Below are 17575 nucleotides of genomic sequence, written 5' to 3' on the forward strand. Positions count from 1 at the left end.
AAGGACGTGGATGGCCGGGACGAGCCCGGCCATGACGGAGCGTGATTCGCCTCAGCCGTGGTGCTTAGTCACATGCGCGGCGAAGGCGTCGATATAGGCCTGGAGCACGGGCTTCAGCGAGTCCTTGGTGAGGTTACCTCCGGCGTCGAAGGCATCGCCGACTGCGTTCAGATAGATCTCCGGCTGCTGCATGATCGGGCCCGCAATGCCCGGCAGGATGTTCTGTAGAGTCTTTGCGGCGCTGACGCCGCCGAGCGGGCCAGGAGAATTCGAGACGATGCCGACCGGCTTGCCGTTGAACGAGCTCTTGCCGTAGGGCCGCGAGGCGACGTCGATGGCGTTCTTCAGCACGCCCGGAATGGCGCGATTGTATTCGGGGGTGACGAAGATGACGCCGTCCGACTTCTGGAGCTTGTCGCGGAAGGCCAGCCAGTCCGCGGGCGGCGCGCCCTCGAGGTCCTGGTTGAAGAACGAGATGCCGGCCGGCGTGACGACTTCGAGCTTGAGCGAGGCTGGCGCAAGCTTGGCCAGCGCATTGGCGATCTTCAGCGAGAAGCTGTCCTTGCGCAGGCTGCCGGCGATCGTGACGATGTTGTAGGCCATGGATTGTCCTTGAGGGCTTGAGCTGGAGTGCCGGGAGGCACTTAAGCGATCCGGATCATTTAATGCAAGTGCATGAACCGGCCCGATTTGGAAACGCTGTGTTTCACGAAAGCAGATGTTTGGGACGTAGCCTGGATGGAGCGCGGCGCAATCCAGGGCCCTGCCCCAAGCTACGCTGGTCGCGGATTACGCTGCGCTCCATCCGGGCTACGATTGATCCGCGACATTCGTTCCAAACAAATCAGGCCGCCAAGCGGCGGCCCGATCTTTCGCACGAACGGCTAACCCCGATCAGATCGTCGGATTCCACGCCGACGGGACCAGGCGGTATTTGGCGCCGTCCTTCACGACATGACCGACCGCCGGGAACGTGAAGTGGAAGCCGACCACGGTTGCTTTCTCCGCCGCCGCCATGTCGTAGAACTTGTGGCGCGTCGCCTGCGCCATCGCTGCATCCATGTCGAAAATCACGTGCCAGTCGGGATTGCGCAGGAAGAATTCCGGGATGTTGGTGACGTCGGATTGGATCAGCACCTTGGCATCGCCCGATGCGACCGCGAACGAGGTGTGGCCCGGCGTGTGACCCGGAGTTGCGATCGAGGTGATGCCCGGCGCGACCTCCTTGCCCCACTCGTACTTCGTCACCTTGGACTCGAGGCCAGCGAAGATCTTCTTCACGTTGGCGAAATTGTTCTTCAGCGCCTGATTGGACTCGGCCTTGGCAGCGTTCTCCTCACTGGCCCAGAACTCCCACTCCTGGCCGGGCACCATGATCTCCGCATTCGGAAAGGCCAACGCGCCGTCGGCCAGGCGAATGCCGTTGATGTGGTCGCCATGCATATGCGACAGCAGCACAACGTCGACGTTCTTGGGGTCGACGCCAGCAGCCTGGAGGTTCTGCAATGTGCGGCCGACAGCGCCTTTGCTCGCCTCGAGATTGGCAATGCCGTTTCCCGTGTCGATCAGGACGAGCTTCGAGCCGGTATTGATGAGCTGCGGGTTGAACGGAATCGTGACCATGCCCTTCGGCATGTAAGCCGCCTCACCCGCCGCCAGCGCCTCGTCCTTCGGTATGTTGGCGACGAACTTATCCGGCATCGGGAAGGTGCGCGCACCGTCATTGATCGAGGTGCACTCGTAGCTGCCGACCTTGTAGCGATAGAAGCCCGGCGCTTGCGTGCCGGTCGGCGGCACTGAGGCATTGGCCGCGGTCGGCCCGAAGCCGGATACGGCAGCCGCACCGAGTGCAGCGGCGCCCGTGAGCAAATGACGGCGATTGAGATCAGTCATGGAGAGGTCCCCTTCTGAGCGCCCCGCGGTTTTTTCCGCGTTCAAATGGCGGCGGAATAATCTCCGGCTTCGCTCAGAAGGCAAGACCTTCCTTCGGTGACCTGCGGTCGCAGATCACGATTATTTATTTGGGTTGATGAGGAATTTTTCGCCGGTGGCGCGTTTGGCGTACACCGCGATGTTGGCGGGATCGAGCACCTCGGTCAGCGACACCACCTTGGTGTAGTGACTGGCGAAGGTGGTCTTGAGCTCGGACGCGACGCGCTGGCGCAGGCGACCGATCTCGGCCGGACCGATGTTCTGGAGGAACGGCGTCAGCAGCCAGCCGCCGACGCCCCAGGTCAGTCCGAACGACCGGCTCAATTCGGTCGGACGGTTGTCGAGGCTGCCGTAAATATAGATCTGCTTGTACACGTTGGAGCCGTAGCGGCTGTATTCCTTCGCCGTCTTGTTGGCGGCAACTTCCATGGCGGTCAGAATCTGGCTGGCCAGCTTGCCGCCGCCGATGGCATCGAAGGCGATCGTGGCGCCGGTCTCGACCAGCGCATTGGTGAGATCCTCGGTGAAGCTCGCCGCGCTGGAATCCACGACGTGCTTGGCGCCGATCTTGTACAGGATATCGGCCTGCTCCTTGCTCCGGACGATGTTGACGAGGCCGATGCCGTCCTTGATGCAGATCTTGTTGAGCATCTGGCCGAGATTGGAGGCGGCGGCGGTGTGCACGAGCGCCTTGTGGTTCTCCCGCCGCATCGTCTCGGTCATGCCGAGCGCGGTCAGCGGATTGACGAACCAGGACGCGCCGTCCGCGGCCGTGGTGCCCGCCGGCAGCTCCATGACGTCGCGGACCTTCAGCACGCGGTACTGCGTGTACATCGCGCCGCCGATCATTGATACGGTCTTGCCCATCAGCGCCTTCGCAGCATCCGACGATCCGGCCCCGATCACCGTGCCGGCGCCCTCGTTGCCGACCGGCAGCGACTGATCGAGCCGGGCTCCCATCATCCGCATCGCAGCCTCCGGCATCGTCGCGGTGATGACCGGCATCTCCTTCGTGCCGGAGGCCTTGGCGGCCGACATGTCGGCGGGCCCGATCAGGAGTCCAAGGTCCGACGGGTTGATCGGTGTCGCCTCGACGCGAACCACGACCTCATCGTCGGCCGGCTCCGGGGTCGGGACATTCACGAGGGACAATTCCAGCTCGCCGCTCTTCTTCAGCAGCGAACGCAGTTGCAGTCCGGTCTTGCCGTCGCTCATGTCGATCCTCCCCTGTCCGTCTTTTCTCGAGTCGCTGGCTTATGCCAGCGCTTTCACTGCGGCCTTGCCACCATACAGCGCCTGCTTGCCGAGCTGCTGCTCGATGCGCAGGAGCTGATTATATTTGGCGGTGCGGTCGGAACGAGCAAGGGAGCCGGTCTTGATCTGACCGCAATTGGTGGCGACCGCGAGGTCGGCGATGGTGGAATCCTCGGTCTCGCCGGAGCGGTGCGACATCACCGAGGTGTAGCCGGCCTTGTGCGCCATCTCGACGGCGGCGAGCGTCTCGGTCAGCGTGCCGATCTGGTTGACCTTGATCAGGATCGAGTTGGCGCGGCCGGTCTTGATGCCGTCGGCGAGGCGCTTGACGTTGGTGACGAAGAGGTCGTCGCCGACCAGCTGGCACTTCTTGCCGATCAGGTCGGTGAGCTCCTTCCAGCCGTCCATGTCGTCTTCCGACATGCCATCCTCGATCGTGACGATCGGATAGCGCGAGACGAGGTCGCCGAGGTACTTGGCCTGCTCGGAGATCGAGCGGGTCTTGCCCTCGCCTTCATAGACGTATTTGCCGTCCTTGAAAAACTCGGTCGAGGCGCAGTCGAGGCCGAGCACGATGTCGGTCCCTGCCTTGAAGCCGGCCTTGCCGATCGCGTTCATGACGAATTCCAGCGCGGCATCGGCGGACGGCAGGTTCGGGGCAAAGCCGCCCTCGTCGCCGACATTGGTGTTGTGGCCGGCCTTCTTCAGCTCCGACTTCAGCGTGTGGAAGACCTCAGCGCCGTAGCGCAGGCCTTCGGCGAAGGACGAGGCGCCGACCGGCAGGATCATGAACTCCTGGAAGTCGATCGGGTTGTCGGCGTGCACGCCGCCATTGATGATGTTCATCATCGGCACCGGCAAGAGGCGTGCCGAGGTGCCGCCGACATACCGATAGAGCGGCATGTCGAGCGAATTCGCAGCCGCCTTGGCGCAGGCGAGCGAGACGCCGAGGATGGCGTTGGCGCCGAGCCGGCTCTTGTTCGCGGTGCCGTCGAGGTCGATCATGATCTGGTCGATCTGGGCCTGCTGCTCGGCATCGAGACCGCTTAAGGCCTCGAAGATCTCGCCGTTGACGGCACCGACCGCCTTGCTGACACCCTTGCCGAGATAGCGCGCCTTGTCGCCGTCGCGCAGCTCCACCGCCTCATGGGCGCCGGTGGAGGCGCCGGACGGCACCGCGGCGCGGCCGAGCGCGCCATCCTCCAGCACGACATCGACCTCGACGGTGGGATTGCCCCGGCTATCGAGGATTTCGCGGCCGATGATGTCAATGATGGCGGTCATGATGTGCACTTCCGTTCGTTGGAGCTGATCGGTTCGCCGCGGGTCTTACACGGGCCGCAAGCAAATGTGAACGCTTGAGGGTGGCACTTCGACTGACGCGTGAAGGCGCCAGGATTAAGGTCGAGGGCATCGGTCTGTGCGTGCATCCTCAATCCCAAGCAGTCGGGGTAACGCCATGAATCGCCGCCAGTTTCTTGCTTCCAGCACCGCCCTGTTCGTGGCTCGCCCAAGTTTTGCCCAGGAGGGCCCGTTCCGGACAAAATACTTCCCGATCAGTGCCGGTATCGGCCTGCACGATCTGACGCCTGCCCCTGACGGTTCGGTCTGGTTCACGGCGCAGGGCAAGGGCTTGCTCGGCAGGCTCGATCCCCGGGATGGCAGTTTCAAGACGGTCGGCCTCGGTCAGGGCGCCGCGCCGCATGGCGTGACCGTCGGCCCCGATGGCGCGCCCTGGATCACCGAGGGCGGCCAGAACGCGATCGCACGGGTCGATCCCGGCGATTTCAAGGTCACGCTGTTCCGCCTGCCGGAAAAGTTCGCCTCGGCCAATCTCAACACCGGCGTGTTCGACAAGGAAGGCACCTACTGGTTCACCGGCCAGTCCGGCTATTACGGCCGCCTCGCGCCGCGGTCCGGCGAAATGAATGTGTTCAAGGCGCCCAAGGGCGTCGGCCCCTATGGCATCACGGTGACGCCCAAAGGCGAGGTCTGGTACGCCTCGCTTGCCGGCAGCTATATCGCGAAGATCGACCCGGCAAGCGGCGATGCCGCCGTGGTCGCGCCACCGACGCCGAACCAGGGATCGCGGCGCGTCTGGTCGGATTCGAAGAGCCGGATCTGGGTCAGCGAGTGGAACAGCGGCCAAGTCTCGGTGCACGATCCCGCCGACGGATCCTGGAAGAGCTGGAAGCTGCCGGGCGAGCGTCCCCGCGCCTACGCTGTCTTTGTCGACCACAAGGACAAGGTCTGGCTGACGGATTTTTCGGCCAACGCCATCGTGCGCTTCGATCCCGCCACTGAGACGTTCAACGTCTTCGCCAGCGACAGGGCCAACGCCAATGTGCGCCAGCTCGACGGCCGACCGGGCGAGCTCTGGGGCTGCGAGTCCGGCAACGATCGCATCGTCATGATCCAGACGATCGCGGCCGGTTGACGGCAGCGGCATTTGCGTCCATCCCGGCATCCGAAACAGGATGTGACGACGATGGCGAAGAAATCCCTCCAGCTCGGTCGCGCGGTCGAATGGCCGCACACACCGGAAGACGCCCAGCTCGACCGCGTGCCCAATCCGCAAAAGGGCACCGACTATCTGGTGCGCTTCACCGTGCCGGAATTCACCTCGCTCTGCCCGGTGACGGGCCAGCCGGATTTCGCGCATCTGATGATCGACTACGCGCCTGATGCGTGGCTGCTGGAATCGAAATCGCTCAAACTCTACATCGCGAGCTTCCGCAATCACGGCGCCTTCCACGAGGACTGCACCGTGATGATCGGCAAGCGCATCGCCGGCGAGATCAAGCCGAAATGGCTGCGGATCGGCGGCTACTGGTATCCGCGCGGCGGCATCCCGATCGACGTGTTCTGGCAGACCGGCCGCGTACCCAAGGGCCTGTGGGTGCCGGAGCAAGGCGTCGCGCCCTATCGCGGGCGGGGGTGAGCCGCGCGTCCCGCGCCTGCGATCACCACGCGTACCGCACGACGCCCTTGCCTGCGTAAGAGCGCGTGACGCCCGAGAATTCGCCCTCGAACGTGCCAGCGGCCGACCAGCCGTTCAGCCATTTCTTCTCGACCGATCCCGTCACCAGCGCGGAGGCCGAGGCCATTGGCGCGCCGTTTACGATGAAGCTCGCGCCGGGCAGAGTTTGGAACGTGGCCCCGATAGCGCGGTCAGGATTGAAATCATGCGCCCAGGCGATGCGGCCGCGTAGCGTGACAATGCCATCTGCCTGCGCGAAGGCCTTGTCCGTGCGCAGGCCGAGCTCAGTGCGGGTGTCGGTGACGCTCTTCGAATTGTAGGCCAGCGCAAACTGGTTGCTGCCGACGATGGCCTGCTCGGCGTAAGCCGGCAGGTCGAAGGTGGTGAACTGGGCCGCGGCATAGGGCGTGAAGCCGACGCCCTGCGTGACGATGCGGTAGCCGCCCTCGAGCCGGCCGGAATAGGCGTTGGCGTTGAACTCGGCGCGCAAGCGATCGACGCCAGCAACCGTCAGCGTGCGATCGGTCGTGATGTCCTGCCAGCCATAGGCCAGCGCGCCGGTGATATAGGCGGGCCCGACGATGTGCCGGAAGAACGCGCCAGCCTGGAACAGGTCGGAGCGGCCGCCGCCGAGCGCATTGGTCACGGTGAAGTTGGTGCCGCCGCCGGCGAGCGCGAAACCGACCAGCGTATCGCGGGAGATGCGATAATCCGCGCCGACCGCGGTGCCGTAGAGGTTGCTTGTGGTGGTGTTCGAACCGATGGTGGTGTTCCCGTCGGTTTGCTGCGCTCCGCCGAACCCCGCCGCCCAGACGCTCCAGCGCTGCTCGAACCCTGGCACGATTGGCGGTGCCTTGGCGTAGATCGCGGCATAGGCGTCGCGCTCGCCCTTCGAGCGGCTCACGCCCTTCGCGGCATAAGTCATGCTCTCCTCGGCAAAGGCATTCGGCGCGCCGCCGGCGCCGACGGGATCGCCACGGCCGGCCACGAACGGATCCGTCATCACGCCCATGAACTGGTTCATCGCGTTGAACGTGGTCTGCTGCGAGGCGCTGCCGACCTCGCCAGAGAGCTGGGTCAGACCGACCGGCGTGAGGCCACCGAACGCCATCGGGATCGTGCCGTTGCTGTTGAAATAGTTGATGATGGCGTTGCCGACGCTCTGTTGGTTGCCATTGAGGCTGCCGGACGGCGGCGCGAAGTTCAGCGCAAGATTCAGATAAGCATGAGTGGTGTCATAGCTCAGCGTCGTGTGGAAGCCCGACGGCAGGCCGGTGTTCGCCACGATGGGATCGAAATGGCCGCTGATGCTGCCCGCATTCAGGATCGTGTACTGCTTGGCGACGTAAGAGCCAGCGACAAAATGCGCACCGACGGTGGCGCCGCCAAGTGTTGCGCTTCCCGTCACATTGGCAAAGCTGGAGGTTACGGGATCGACGAAAACACTGAACAGGGCCCCTGATTGCATCGCGAGGCTTGCCGCCGTCATGGACGTTCCCGGCCCGCCCGCACCACCCGGCGAAAAAATGCCACCCGCGGCGACCTGGAGCGCCCCCACCGTGCCGATGCCGGCCAGCGCTGCAGTCGCGTTCACCGTGGTGAGGCTCGATGACGCCATCGAGCCATCGACAACGAGCGTGCCACCGTTGACCGTGGTCGTGCCCGTATAGGCGCTGCCGTCGCCCGTCAGGCTCATGATGCCGGAGCCCGTCTTCACGAAGGAGCCACTCCCGGTCAAGGACCCCGCGAAGGTCGAGGATGAATTGTCGCCGCCCACCGTCATGGTGAAGGCACCGGTATCGAGCACGCTGCCCGCCACGCCGGCTACCGATCCAAAGCTCGCGCCGACACCGGCAACGTCGGCGATCGCGCCGGCGGTGGCGAGGGTCACGCGTCCCGACACGCTGCCGCCTCCCGAGTTCAACTGGCTAGGGGCCGAGATCGTGACGTTCCCGTTGATCGTTCCGTTGAGCGCGATGTATTCGGAGATGCTGTTGATCGACGCATTCACCGTGCCGGTGGCGTCGATGATCATCTTGCCGTCGTTCAAGATGGTATTGGTGGCGTTCAGCACTCCAGAAACGCTGACTTGGCCCCCGGAGTTCGTGAAGGTGGTGGCATTGACGGTACGCCCGGCGTCGATCCAGACCGCGTGAACCATCGCGTTGGACTGATTGATCAGCGTGGTGACATTGAGATCGCCGCCGGAAACGATGAGGTCGGATGCCGCGCCGGTGGTAAGGGTACCGTTGACGGTGAGCGCACCGGTCACCGTGAAGGTACCGCTTTGATGGTCGACGTTGCCGTTGAGCGTGCCGGCTGCGTTCGCCGTGCCGGAATTCGTCAGTCCGCCATTGACCGTTCCAGTTGTCGTGAAGGTGCCGCCGGCTGCGTTCGTCGTCCCGGCAGTTGTCGTCACCGTACCGCCGTTGGTGAACGTGCCGGCGTTGTTGATGATGCTGGTCGCGCTCAGCGTCCGGCCAGCCGAGACCTGGACCGCGGTGGCCGAGGTCGAATTGTTCGTGAGCGTCGTGATGCCGGTGAAGCTGCCGAACTGCACGGCCAGGCTCGACGTCGCGTTGTTGGTCACCGCACCGTTGGTGGTGAGATCGTTGATCAGCGCGAAGGAGCCGCTGCCTTGATTGGTGATGCCGTCATTGAACACGCCCCTCGCGTTGGCCGTGCCCGAATTCGTCAACCCGCCGTTGACCGTGCCCGTCGTGTTGAAAGTGGCGCCCGCGGCATTGGTCGTGCCGCCGGTCGTCGTGATCGAGCCATTGTTGAAGAAGATGCCACCGTTGTTGGCAATGGTCGTCGCAGAGATGATACCGCCTGGGACATTGGAGAAACCGGTGGTGGTGGTAATGTCGCCGATCAGGGTACCTTGATTGCTCGCGATCGCACTGACGGTCAGCGACGTCGTCAGGGTGCCGGTGTTGACGAAGGTCCCGGCAGTAACGCTCGTGGTGGTGAACGAGTTGGTGCCGGACAGCGTCAACCTGCTGGACCCTGCCTGCGAGATCGTGGCGCCCGTCATGTTGTTGCTGATCGAGATGAAAGTGCCGACGCCGACGGCATTGTTGGTGATGCCGGTGACAAAATTCACTGCCTGACCGCTTATCGCGTAGCCCTGGGACGTAGCGTCGAAAATCCAGGACTGGGGTGAGATGGGGCCAAGGGTGACGGTGACGGCCGTCGTGCCCGTGGCGGAAAAGGTCGCGGTTTCGCCTGCGGTGTCGGGGACGGTGTTAGTCGACCAATTGGTTGGCTCGCTGTAATTGCCGTTGGCGACGCCGCCGTCCTGCCAGACCTGCGCTCGCGCCAAGGACGGCAGCAATACAACCGCCGCAAGAGCTGTGCCGGCCAGAAAAGCCCTGCTGAACAGCGCCACGCGCGTGGGCCCAACCCCGTCCGCCCGGATCATCAAAAATTCCGCTGGGGCCCTACGCTGCCCTCAATCGCCAGATATTCTTCAAACGAGAAAAATCTAGCTGCTTCGCCGCCAGCGAGCCACTGATGATCGGTTTCGTCGGCGGATGAGTCGGCGATTTCCACTACGGTGTGATTGTAAGGCAACAGAAGGTTGCATATTTACCAGGCACCCGACGATATCGCACTGGAATACGCGCTCAGCAGATCGACTTTGGCGTGTGTGTCGCGATGGGCGCCGAGGCCGCTTAAGTCACCGAATGCACGTCAGCGCGCGTCGGACGGTGCCCGCGCCTTGAGCGATTGAGCGCAGACGAAGCCAAGCACGACCATGATCGCGGCGCTCGCGAACAGGGTCGGCATCTTGCCGGCATGCTGGAGCCCAAAGCCATAGGCGAGCGGCCCCACCGTCTGCCCCATGAAGAAAAAGAACGAATGCAGCGACAGCGCGGTGGCGCGCGCCTCGACCGAGAGCTCGCTGGCGAAGACCTGGAGACAACCATGGGCGATGTAGAAGCCCCATCCCATCACGATGAGATTCAGCGCCTGCACTTCCCAGCGCGGACCGAACGCGACGGCGACGAGTTGCGAGGCGACCAGCGTCATGCCTGCGATCATCATGCCCTTGACGCCGAGCCACGGCAGCAGACACGACACCGTCAGCGTGTAGAACAGGCCGCCGACCGCAAAGCCGGCGATGACGATGCCGGCGATCGAGAGCGAGGTCTGTCCGAGCTCGAACAGGAACGAGGCGATGTAGGGAAACAGGCCGAGGACGACGCAGCCCTCGATGAACACCGCCGAGTAGCAGACATAGGCGTTCGGATTGGTGAAGATGGTGCGATAGCCCGCCTTCAGCGCCGACAGGCTGGTCTTCGGCGGATGCTTGACCTTGGCGCCGCGAAAGCCGGCGGCAACCGCGATCGAGGCGGCGATGACGAGCACGCCGAGCACCGCCAGCACGCCGCGCCAGCCGAGGAAATCGCCGATCAGGCCGGAGGCCGAGGCACCGAGCAGATTGCCGGTCATGGCGCCGGCGAGCGTGCGGCTGATCGCGACCTGGCGCTTCTCGGGCCCGACGAGATCGCTGGTCAGGCTCAGCGCGACCGGAAACACGCCGCCGGAGCCGATGCCGGCGAGGATGCGGGTCGCAAACAGAACCGAGAACGAGGACGAGAGCGCGCCCAGGATGTTGGCAAGGCCGAGCAGCGCGAGGCAGCCGATCATCAGCCGCGTCTTGCCGAACAGATCGGCGGCGGCGCCGACAATGGGCTGGATGATCGAGAAGGTGAAGGCGAACACCGCGGCAAAGCCCGCGGCGGTGGCAATGCTGACGCCGAAATCCTCGGCGACATGCGGCAACACCGGGTCGAGTGCGCGCGCCGAAAGCGCCGCGGCGAAGCTCGCACCTGATATGACGTAGAGGGCGGCCGGCAGGCCGTGATCGTGCGGCCGCGCCTCGCCTTGCTGCATCAGCGCGGGTTCTTTGCCAGCGCGTCGAACGCCATCAGTCTGGCGATCAGCCCCTCGAATTCGCGCAGCGGCACCATGTTGGGGCCATCGGACGGCGCGCGATCAGGATCCGGGTGGGTCTCGATGAAGACGCCGGCGACGCCGACCGCCACGGCCGCGCGCGCCAGCACCGGCACGAATTCGCGCTCGCCGCCCGAGGAGGTCCCCTTCCCGCCCGGCTGCTGCACCGAATGGGTGGCGTCGAAGATCACCGGCGCGCCGGTGGTGCGCGCCAGGATAGGCAGCGCACGCATGTCGGAGACCAACGTGTTGTAGCCGAAGGAAGCGCCGCGCTCGGTGACGAGCACGTTGGGATTATCCGCGCTGGTGATCTTCGTGACGACATTCGCCATGTCCCACGGCGCGAGGAATTGTCCCTTCTTGACGTTGACGACCTTGCCGGTCGCGGCGGCAGCCAGCAACAGATCGGTCTGCCGGCAGAGGAAAGCGGGAATCTGGAGGATGTCCACGGCCTGCGCCACCTCGGCGCATTGCGTGGCCTCGTGCACGTCGGTCAGGACAGGCAGGCCGAGCGAAGAGCGGATCTCGGCGAAGATCGGCAGCGACTGCGCGAGGCCCAGCCCGCGCGCCGCGGACGCGCTGGTGCGGTTGGCCTTGTCGAACGAGGTCTTGTAGACGAGGCCGATGTTCAGCCGCGCAGCGATCTCCTTCAGCGCGGAGGCGACCTCCAGCGCATGCTGACGGCTTTCGAGCTGACAGGGTCCTGCAATGATCGAGATCGGCAGATCATTGCCGAACTTGACCTTTCCGATGGTGACGACCGGCGCCGCTGAATGCGAAGAGCTCAAGGCAAATCCCTCGTTTCGGCGCGACCATAGCCGCGATGAGGGTCGGATCAACCCTATTCGGCCCGGACGGTCAGAATATCAGGGTTGCGCCGGGGCTCCCATTGCGGCTGCGCAACGCCGGCCGGCGCTCACTTCACCGCGGAGAAGGCCGTCGGCGCCAGGATCTGGCTGTCGATGTTGGCGACGATCTGGCCGTCGGCTTCGCTCTCGGCACGAGCTTTCATCCAGTCCGGATCGGCGATGAACTTGCCCCACTTCGTCTCGCGCTCGGCGAGCGACTCCCAGGCGAGGAAATAGGTCAGATCCTGATTGGATTCACCGATCACGGTCGTGAAGAACCCGGCCTGCTTGATGCCGTGCTTCTCCCAGATCTTCAGCGTTGCGGTCTCGAACCGCTTCAACAGCGCCGGCAGCCGGCCGGGGACACAGCGATAGACGCGCATTTCGTAGATCATTCATGTTCCTCCCTGAACAGGTCCGGCGGTTATAGCGGCCGGCCCCGACGGTGTCTTGAGCCCGCCCGGCCGCCCCATGTGGCGTTCTGCGCATGGCTTGAGCTCCGGCACTGCCAGATCCCGCAATGCTGCCGCAATGATCGGGCCGCTAGAAAGGCGCAGTTGCGGTTCGGGGCCTGTCACATGCGGATTTTGCTGGTCGAGGATGAAGCGGAAATGGCCTGCGCGCTGGCCTCGGCGCTGAAGCGCTACGACATGGTGGTGGACCATGCTCCGACGCTGGCCGAGGCGGAGGAAGCCATTTCGGCCGACGTCCATGCCGCCGTCCTGCTCGACCGCCAGCTTCCCGACGGCGATGGCCTCGCTTTGATCCCAAAGCTCCGCGCGCGCGCCGACGGTGTGCCGATCATTGTCCTGACTGCCCGCGGCGAGCTCGCCGATCGCATCGCAGGGCTCGACGGCGGCGCCGACGACTATCTGGCAAAACCGTTTGCGGTCGAGGAGTTGCTGGCGCGGCTGCGCGCCGTGCTGCGGCGGCCCGCCGGCCTCTCTCCTGACGTCATCCGCGCCGGACGGCTTGCCTTCGACCTCGGTCATCGCGAGGCCAGCATCGACGGCACCCCGTTCGAGCTGCCCCGCCGCGAGCTGCTGGTGCTCGAAAAATTGGTCCGCCGCCTGGGCCGGACCGTGCTGCGCTCGGCGCTGGAAGAGGCGGTCTACAATTTCGACGACGAGATCCAGTCCAACGCGCTCGACACGCATGTCTCGCGTCTCAGGCGAAAACTCGCGGACGCCGACGCAGGCATCGAGATCCACGGCATTCGCGGCGTCGGCTATCTCCTGAAGAAAATGCCATGAGCGCCATGAGCACGCACGACGATCCCTATTGCCTGCGCTCGCGCTTGAGCTGGCGCCTCCTCTCGCTTCAGGCCGCGATCCTCGTTGCGCTGGTTGCCGTCGTCCTCGCCGGGCTTTGCGCCTCCGGCTTCGTGCTGGCCGAGCGCGACGAGGACCGCGTCATCGATGTCGTCCAGCGCGCGCTTACGCGCGATGCACAAGGCGGACTGACCTTGCGGCCGACGCCCGAGCTGCGGTTGTTGCGCAGCGAGACGCCAGACCTCTGGTTCCTCGTGCGGGACCGGCGGGGCCACTCGCTGAGCGAAGGCGACGTGCCAGCCGAATTCGCCGCGATCGGCAGCGGCCTCGACCAGATCAGCCAGGCGCGGCTTGGCTGGCAGATGTTCCAGGACGATCCGCGCCAGCCGGCGGCGCGGCTGAAGCGGGTCGACACCGATGCGGGCAATTTGCAGGTCATCACGGCGACACAAGGGCGTCTGACCGGCGCCAAGGCGCTGTTCATGACATCCCTTGCGTTCCTCGGCATCGCCCTGCCCGGCCTACTGCTGATGGGAACGGCGACGTTCATCGCGACGCCGATGATCGTGCGGCGCGCATTCAGGGGGCTCGATACCGCGGCGGACGAGGCCCGGCGCATCGATATCCACCAGCGCGGCGCGCGGCTGCCGGTGGAACGTATTCCGCTGGAGGTCATGCCGCTGGTGACCGCGATCAACGATGCACTGGCGCGGCTCGACCAGGGCTATGCCCGCCACAAGCGCTTCGTTGCGGATGCCGCGCACGAGCTGCGCACGCCGATCGCGATCCTGAACACGCGCCTGGAGTCGCTTAGTCCCGGGCCGGACAAGGCCCGCCTGCTGGAGGATGCCGCGCGGCTGGCGACGCTTGCCGAGCAATTGCTCGACATCCAGAGGCTCGACCGCTGCGGCCATCCGTTCACGCGCGTCAATCTCGCCGCCGTTGCACAAAGTGTCGCCGCCGATCTCGCTCCCCTGGCGATCGCAGCTGGCTATGAGCTTGCCCTCGATGCGCCGGCGAACCCCGTTGAGACGATCGGCGATGCGGCCGCGCTCGAGCGCGCGCTGACCAACCTCGTGCAGAATGCGATCCAGCACGGCCCGCGTCGCGGCACGATCGGGATTCGCGTCAGCAAGCCCGCGAGCATCGAGGTCACGGATGAAGGGGCCGGCATTCCTCCCGATCAGCGCGAGCAGATCTTCGAGCCGTTCTATCGGCTCACACCGCTCGATCGCGGTGCCGGCCTCGGCCTCAACATGGTGCGGGAGATCGTGCAGCTGCATGGCGGCCACGTCTCGGTGGCGGACGGGCCGGACGGCGGCGCCTGTTTCCGGATGACGCTGCCGGAGGTGCGGCAAAGCTGATTCAATCGTATTCACGTCCGACAGCGCAATGCTGTCGCAATGCGCTCCCGCGACATTGCATGCGTCGCACCTCCATCGAGGTGCAAACTCAAGTTGCCGGAGTGCGCATGCCCAACGATTTCCTTTCCTTTTTCCTGTCCTGGATGTCGTCCCCGCGTCGGGTCGGCGCGATCGCACCATCGGGTGCGGCGCTCGCCGATCTCATCACGCGCGAGATCAGTGCAACGACGGGACCGATTCTCGAGCTCGGTCCCGGCACCGGCGCGTTCACCTACAAGCTGCTCAAACGCGGCGTGCGGCCGCAGGACCTCACGCTGATCGAATACGGCTCCGACTTCATGAAAGTCCTGCAGATGCGCTTTCCCGGGTCGCGCGTGCTGTGGATGGACGCAGGCCGGCTCGCGACCGAGCGCCTCTACGACGGCGCCCCCGTCGGCGCGGTCGTGAGCGGCCTGCCGCTGCTCAACATGTCGAGGCGCAAGGTCATCTCGATCCTCAGCGGCGCGTTCAGCTATGTCCGCCCCGGCGGCGCCTTCTACCAGTTCACCTATGGCATGAGCTGCCCGGTGCCACGGCCGGTGCTCGACCGGCTCGGCCTGCGCGCAAAGCTGGTGGATCGCGCCCTGCTGAACGTGCCGCCCGCCGCGGTCTACAGGCTGACGCGGCGGCCGCAGATGAAGCTGATCACTGGATCCCTTGCGCCCGAACCATCAGCGCGGGTCGCGTTGGCGCCGATTCATCATGCACGCGACTACTCCGCCGCGCGCTGATCCATCAGACGAGCCGGCTCTGCTTCGCTGCCGCCGCGATGAACGACGCGAACAGCGGATGCGGCTCGAACGGGCGCGACTTCAGCTCGGGGTGGAACTGGACGCCGATGAACCAAGGATGATCCTCGTACTCGACGATTTCAGGCAGCACGCCGTCCGGAGACAAGCCTGAGAATTTCAGGCCGTGCTGCTCGAGGCGGTCCTTGTAGGCGGTGTTGACCTCGTAGCGATGGCGGTGGCGCTCGGAAATCTCGGTCGCGCCGCCATAGACCTGCGAGACGCGGCTGCCGCGGTTGAGCGCGGCGGGATAGGCGCCAAGCCGCATCGTGCCGCCGAGATCGCCGGCCTGCGAGCGCTTCTCGAGCTCGTTGCCGCGCAGCCACTCCGTCATCAGGCCGACCAGCGGCTCCTTGGTCGGGCCGAACTCGGTGGAGTTGGCGTCCTCGATGCCGACGAGATTTCGCGCCGCCTCGATCACCGCCATCTGCATGCCGAAGCAGATGCCGAAATACGGCACGTCGCGTTCGCGCGCGAACTGCGCCGCGCGGATCTTGCCTTCCGCACCGCGCTGACCGAATCCGCCAGGCACCAGGATGCCGTTAACGTGCTCGAGGAACGGCGCGGGATCTTCCTTCTCGAAGATCTCGCTTTCGATCCAGTCGAGGTTGACCTTGACCTTGTTGGCGATGCCGCCGTGCGAGAGCGCCTCGATCAGCGACTTATACGCATCCTTCATGCCGGTATATTTGCCGACGATGGCGATGGTGACGTCGCCCTCGGGATTGCGGATGCGCTCGTTGATCTGGTGCCAGCTCTGGAGCACCGGCGGGATGCGCGATTCGATGCCGAAGGCGGCAAGCACTTCATCGTCGAGGCCTGCAGCGTGATAGGCTTCGGGGACGGCGTAGATGCTGTCGGCGTCGCGCGCCTCGATCACGGCGCTTTCACGCACGTTGCAGAACAGCCCCAGCTTGCGCCGCTCTTCCTTGGGAATCTCGCGGTCGGTGCGGCAGAGCAGGATGTCCGGCTGAATGCCGATCGAACGCAGCTCCTTCACCGAGTGCTGCGTCGGCTTGGTCTTCAACTCACCGGCGCTCGGAATGTACGGCAGCAGCGTGAGGTGGATGTAGATGGCGTGATCGCGCGGCAGCTCGTTCTTGAGTTGGCGGATCGCCTCGAAGAACGGCAGGCCCTCGATGTCGCCGACGGTGCCGCCGATCTCGACCAGCACGAAGTCGTAATCGTCATTGCCGGAGAGGACGAATTCCTTGATGGCGTTGGTGACGTGCGGAACCACCTGGATGGTCGCGCCGAGATAATCGCCGCGGCGCTCCTTGGAGATGATGTCCTGATAGATGCGCCCCGTGGTGATGTTGTCCTGCTTGGTCGCAGGACGGCCGGTGAAGCGCTCGTAGTGACCGAGATCGAGATCGGTCTCCGCGCCGTCATCGGTCACGAACACTTCGCCGTGCTGATACGGCGACATCGTTCCGGGATCGAGGTTGAGATAGGGGTCGAGCTTGCGGAGGCGGACCTTGTAGCCCCGGGCTTGCAACAGCGCACCGAGTGCCGCTGAAGCCAGACCCTTGCCGAGCGAAGAAACCACGCCGCCGGTGATGAATATGTACCGCGCCATGGGACTTAACCTCTAATCCCTCGAATTCGATTCGCCAAAGCGATTCGTATTCCGCCCCAAAGATTTTGCGGGCCTGTGGGTGAGCCAAAACTAAGAGTGGTGCCAGTGCCTTGATGGGGATTGTTGATGCAGGACGGTAGCCACCGCCCTGCATGGCCCCCCTGCTTTATTGCGAACGAGGCACCTGCGGGCCGCTCGGAGCCGGCGCCTGCTGCTGCTCGTCGACCTTCTTCAGCGAATCCAGGATGCCGCCCGACGTCGGCGGCGCGATCGGCGATCCGCCGGCCGGCTGGCCCTGCGAGGCCGGGGTGCCGATGATCGACGACGGCGCGCGGCTGTAGCCCGCATGCCAGGACAGGAACATGCTGGTGAGGAAGAAGCCGGCGGCGAGGATCGCGGTGGTCCGCGTCAAGAGGTTCGCGGTGCCGCGGCTCGACATGAAGCCTGCGCCGCCGCCCATGCCGAGGCCGCCGCCTTCCGACTTCTGGAGCAGGACGGCGCCGATCATGACGGCGACGATCATGAGGTGGATGACGATGACAACGGTCTGCATAGTAT

15 protein-coding genes are annotated in these 17575 nt (G+C 64.8%); 5 read left to right on the top strand and 10 right to left on the bottom strand.

All coding sequences use genetic code 11. From position 1 onward, the window contains the following. Nucleotides 1–51: 51 nt before the first annotated feature. The 4 genes from GGD65_RS03080 to eno form a co-directional block, all read right to left on the bottom strand. The gene (locus GGD65_RS03080; RefSeq protein ID WP_018320285.1) at nt 52–603 is read right to left on the bottom strand and encodes an NADPH-dependent FMN reductase; all 552 of its coding nucleotides are present in this window, start codon (nt 601–603) and stop codon (nt 52–54) included. A 291-nt stretch (nt 604–894) separates the two neighbouring features. Continuing rightward, complete coding sequence (locus GGD65_RS03085) at nt 895–1893, bottom strand: MBL fold metallo-hydrolase (RefSeq protein WP_183234370.1); 999 nt, start codon at nt 1891–1893, stop codon at nt 895–897. Between the two features lie 120 nt (nt 1894–2013). Continuing rightward, a complete protein-coding gene (locus GGD65_RS03090) occupies nt 2014–3147 on the bottom strand; it encodes a zinc-binding dehydrogenase (protein WP_018320282.1) in 1134 nt (377 codons plus the stop codon). A gap of 39 nt (nt 3148–3186) precedes the next feature. Continuing rightward, nucleotides 3187–4470, bottom strand: a complete 1284-nt coding sequence (eno, locus tag GGD65_RS03095; RefSeq protein WP_183234371.1) for a phosphopyruvate hydratase — start codon at nt 4468–4470, stop codon at nt 3187–3189. A gap of 175 nt (nt 4471–4645) precedes the next feature. On the opposite strand from eno, the gene GGD65_RS03100 reads away from it, so the two are divergent. Both GGD65_RS03100 and queF read left to right on the top strand, forming a co-directional pair. Then, nucleotides 4646–5623: a lyase gene (locus tag GGD65_RS03100; RefSeq protein ID WP_183234372.1), complete on the top strand. Its 978-nt coding sequence runs from the start codon at nt 4646–4648 to the stop codon at nt 5621–5623. 51 nt (nt 5624–5674) lie between these two features. Next, nucleotides 5675–6127 carry a preQ(1) synthase gene (queF, locus tag GGD65_RS03105; protein WP_177237123.1) on the top strand — a complete coding sequence of 151 codons (453 nt, stop codon included), beginning with the start codon at nt 5675–5677 and terminating at the stop codon, nt 6125–6127. A 22-nt stretch (nt 6128–6149) separates the two neighbouring features. On the opposite strand, the gene GGD65_RS40065 is transcribed toward queF, so the two are convergent. The 4 genes from GGD65_RS40065 to GGD65_RS03125 form a co-directional block, all read right to left on the bottom strand. Beyond that, nucleotides 6150–9590: an autotransporter domain-containing protein gene (locus GGD65_RS40065; protein ID WP_246783184.1), complete on the bottom strand. Its 3441-nt coding sequence runs from the start codon at nt 9588–9590 to the stop codon at nt 6150–6152. A 272-nt stretch (nt 9591–9862) separates the two neighbouring features. Continuing rightward, entirely contained in the window at nt 9863–11068 is a 1206-nt protein-coding gene (locus GGD65_RS03115) for an MFS transporter (RefSeq protein WP_183234373.1), read from the bottom strand. Beyond that, a complete protein-coding gene (gene kdsA, locus GGD65_RS03120) occupies nt 11068–11916 on the bottom strand; it encodes a 3-deoxy-8-phosphooctulonate synthase (protein WP_183234374.1) in 849 nt (282 codons plus the stop codon). The genes GGD65_RS03115 and kdsA overlap by 1 nt, the downstream gene beginning before the upstream one ends. Nucleotides 11917–12044: 128 nt before the next feature. Next, nucleotides 12045–12371 carry an NIPSNAP family protein gene (locus GGD65_RS03125; RefSeq protein WP_179736464.1) on the bottom strand — a complete coding sequence of 109 codons (327 nt, stop codon included), beginning with the start codon at nt 12369–12371 and terminating at the stop codon, nt 12045–12047. 183 nt (nt 12372–12554) lie between these two features. Between GGD65_RS03125 and GGD65_RS03130 the strand changes: the two genes are divergently transcribed. From GGD65_RS03130 to GGD65_RS03140, 3 genes are all read left to right on the top strand, one after another. After that, nucleotides 12555–13229 (top strand): response regulator transcription factor, encoded by a 675-nt coding sequence (locus GGD65_RS03130; protein WP_179736462.1) that lies wholly within the window; start codon nt 12555–12557, stop codon nt 13227–13229. Nucleotides 13230–13234: 5 nt separating this feature from the next. Continuing rightward, nucleotides 13235–14611, top strand: coding sequence for a HAMP domain-containing sensor histidine kinase (locus GGD65_RS03135; RefSeq protein WP_183234935.1), 1377 nt, complete (start codon nt 13235–13237; stop codon nt 14609–14611). Between the two features lie 107 nt (nt 14612–14718). After that, nucleotides 14719–15381, top strand: a complete 663-nt coding sequence (locus GGD65_RS03140; RefSeq protein WP_179736460.1) for a class I SAM-dependent methyltransferase — start codon at nt 14719–14721, stop codon at nt 15379–15381. Between the two features lie 4 nt (nt 15382–15385). Here GGD65_RS03140 and GGD65_RS03145 read toward each other — a convergent pair whose 3' ends face one another. Both GGD65_RS03145 and secG read right to left on the bottom strand, forming a co-directional pair. Further along, a complete protein-coding gene (locus GGD65_RS03145) occupies nt 15386–17017 on the bottom strand; it encodes a CTP synthase (RefSeq protein ID WP_183234375.1) in 1632 nt (543 codons plus the stop codon). Nucleotides 17018–17183: 166 nt separating this feature from the next. Further along, nucleotides 17184–17570 carry a preprotein translocase subunit SecG gene (gene secG, locus GGD65_RS03150; RefSeq protein WP_183234376.1) on the bottom strand — a complete coding sequence of 129 codons (387 nt, stop codon included), beginning with the start codon at nt 17568–17570 and terminating at the stop codon, nt 17184–17186. Between the last annotated feature and the right edge of the window lie 5 nt (nt 17571–17575).

The organism is Bradyrhizobium sp. CIR18, assembly GCF_014198295.1.
In the GTDB taxonomy this organism is placed as follows: Bacteria; Pseudomonadota; Alphaproteobacteria; order Rhizobiales; family Xanthobacteraceae; genus Bradyrhizobium.

Excerpts from the sequence above, each read along its gene's own strand:
- GGD65_RS03080 (WP_018320285.1), bottom strand. The coding sequence starts at position 603 with ATGGCCTACAACATCGTCACGATCGCCGGCAGCCTGCGCAAGGACAGC.
- GGD65_RS03085 (WP_183234370.1), bottom strand. The coding sequence starts at position 1,893 with ATGACTGATCTCAATCGCCGTCATTTGCTCACGGGCGCCGCTGCACTC.
- GGD65_RS03090 (WP_018320282.1), bottom strand. The coding sequence starts at position 3,147 with ATGAGCGACGGCAAGACCGGACTGCAACTGCGTTCGCTGCTGAAGAAG.
- eno (WP_183234371.1), bottom strand. The coding sequence starts at position 4,470 with ATGACCGCCATCATTGACATCATCGGCCGCGAAATCCTCGATAGCCGG.
- GGD65_RS03100 (WP_183234372.1), top strand. The coding sequence starts at position 4,646 with ATGAATCGCCGCCAGTTTCTTGCTTCCAGCACCGCCCTGTTCGTGGCT.
- queF (WP_177237123.1), top strand. The coding sequence starts at position 5,675 with ATGGCGAAGAAATCCCTCCAGCTCGGTCGCGCGGTCGAATGGCCGCAC.
- GGD65_RS40065 (WP_246783184.1), bottom strand. The coding sequence starts at position 9,590 with ATGATCCGGGCGGACGGGGTTGGGCCCACGCGCGTGGCGCTGTTCAGC.
- GGD65_RS03115 (WP_183234373.1), bottom strand. The coding sequence starts at position 11,068 with ATGCAGCAAGGCGAGGCGCGGCCGCACGATCACGGCCTGCCGGCCGCC.
- GGD65_RS03125 (WP_179736464.1), bottom strand. The coding sequence starts at position 12,371 with ATGATCTACGAAATGCGCGTCTATCGCTGTGTCCCCGGCCGGCTGCCG.
- GGD65_RS03130 (WP_179736462.1), top strand. The coding sequence starts at position 12,555 with ATGCGGATTTTGCTGGTCGAGGATGAAGCGGAAATGGCCTGCGCGCTG.
- GGD65_RS03135 (WP_183234935.1), top strand. The coding sequence starts at position 13,235 with ATGAGCACGCACGACGATCCCTATTGCCTGCGCTCGCGCTTGAGCTGG.
- GGD65_RS03140 (WP_179736460.1), top strand. The coding sequence starts at position 14,719 with ATGCCCAACGATTTCCTTTCCTTTTTCCTGTCCTGGATGTCGTCCCCG.
- GGD65_RS03145 (WP_183234375.1), bottom strand. The coding sequence starts at position 17,017 with ATGGCGCGGTACATATTCATCACCGGCGGCGTGGTTTCTTCGCTCGGC.
- secG (WP_183234376.1), bottom strand. The coding sequence starts at position 17,570 with ATGCAGACCGTTGTCATCGTCATCCACCTCATGATCGTCGCCGTCATG.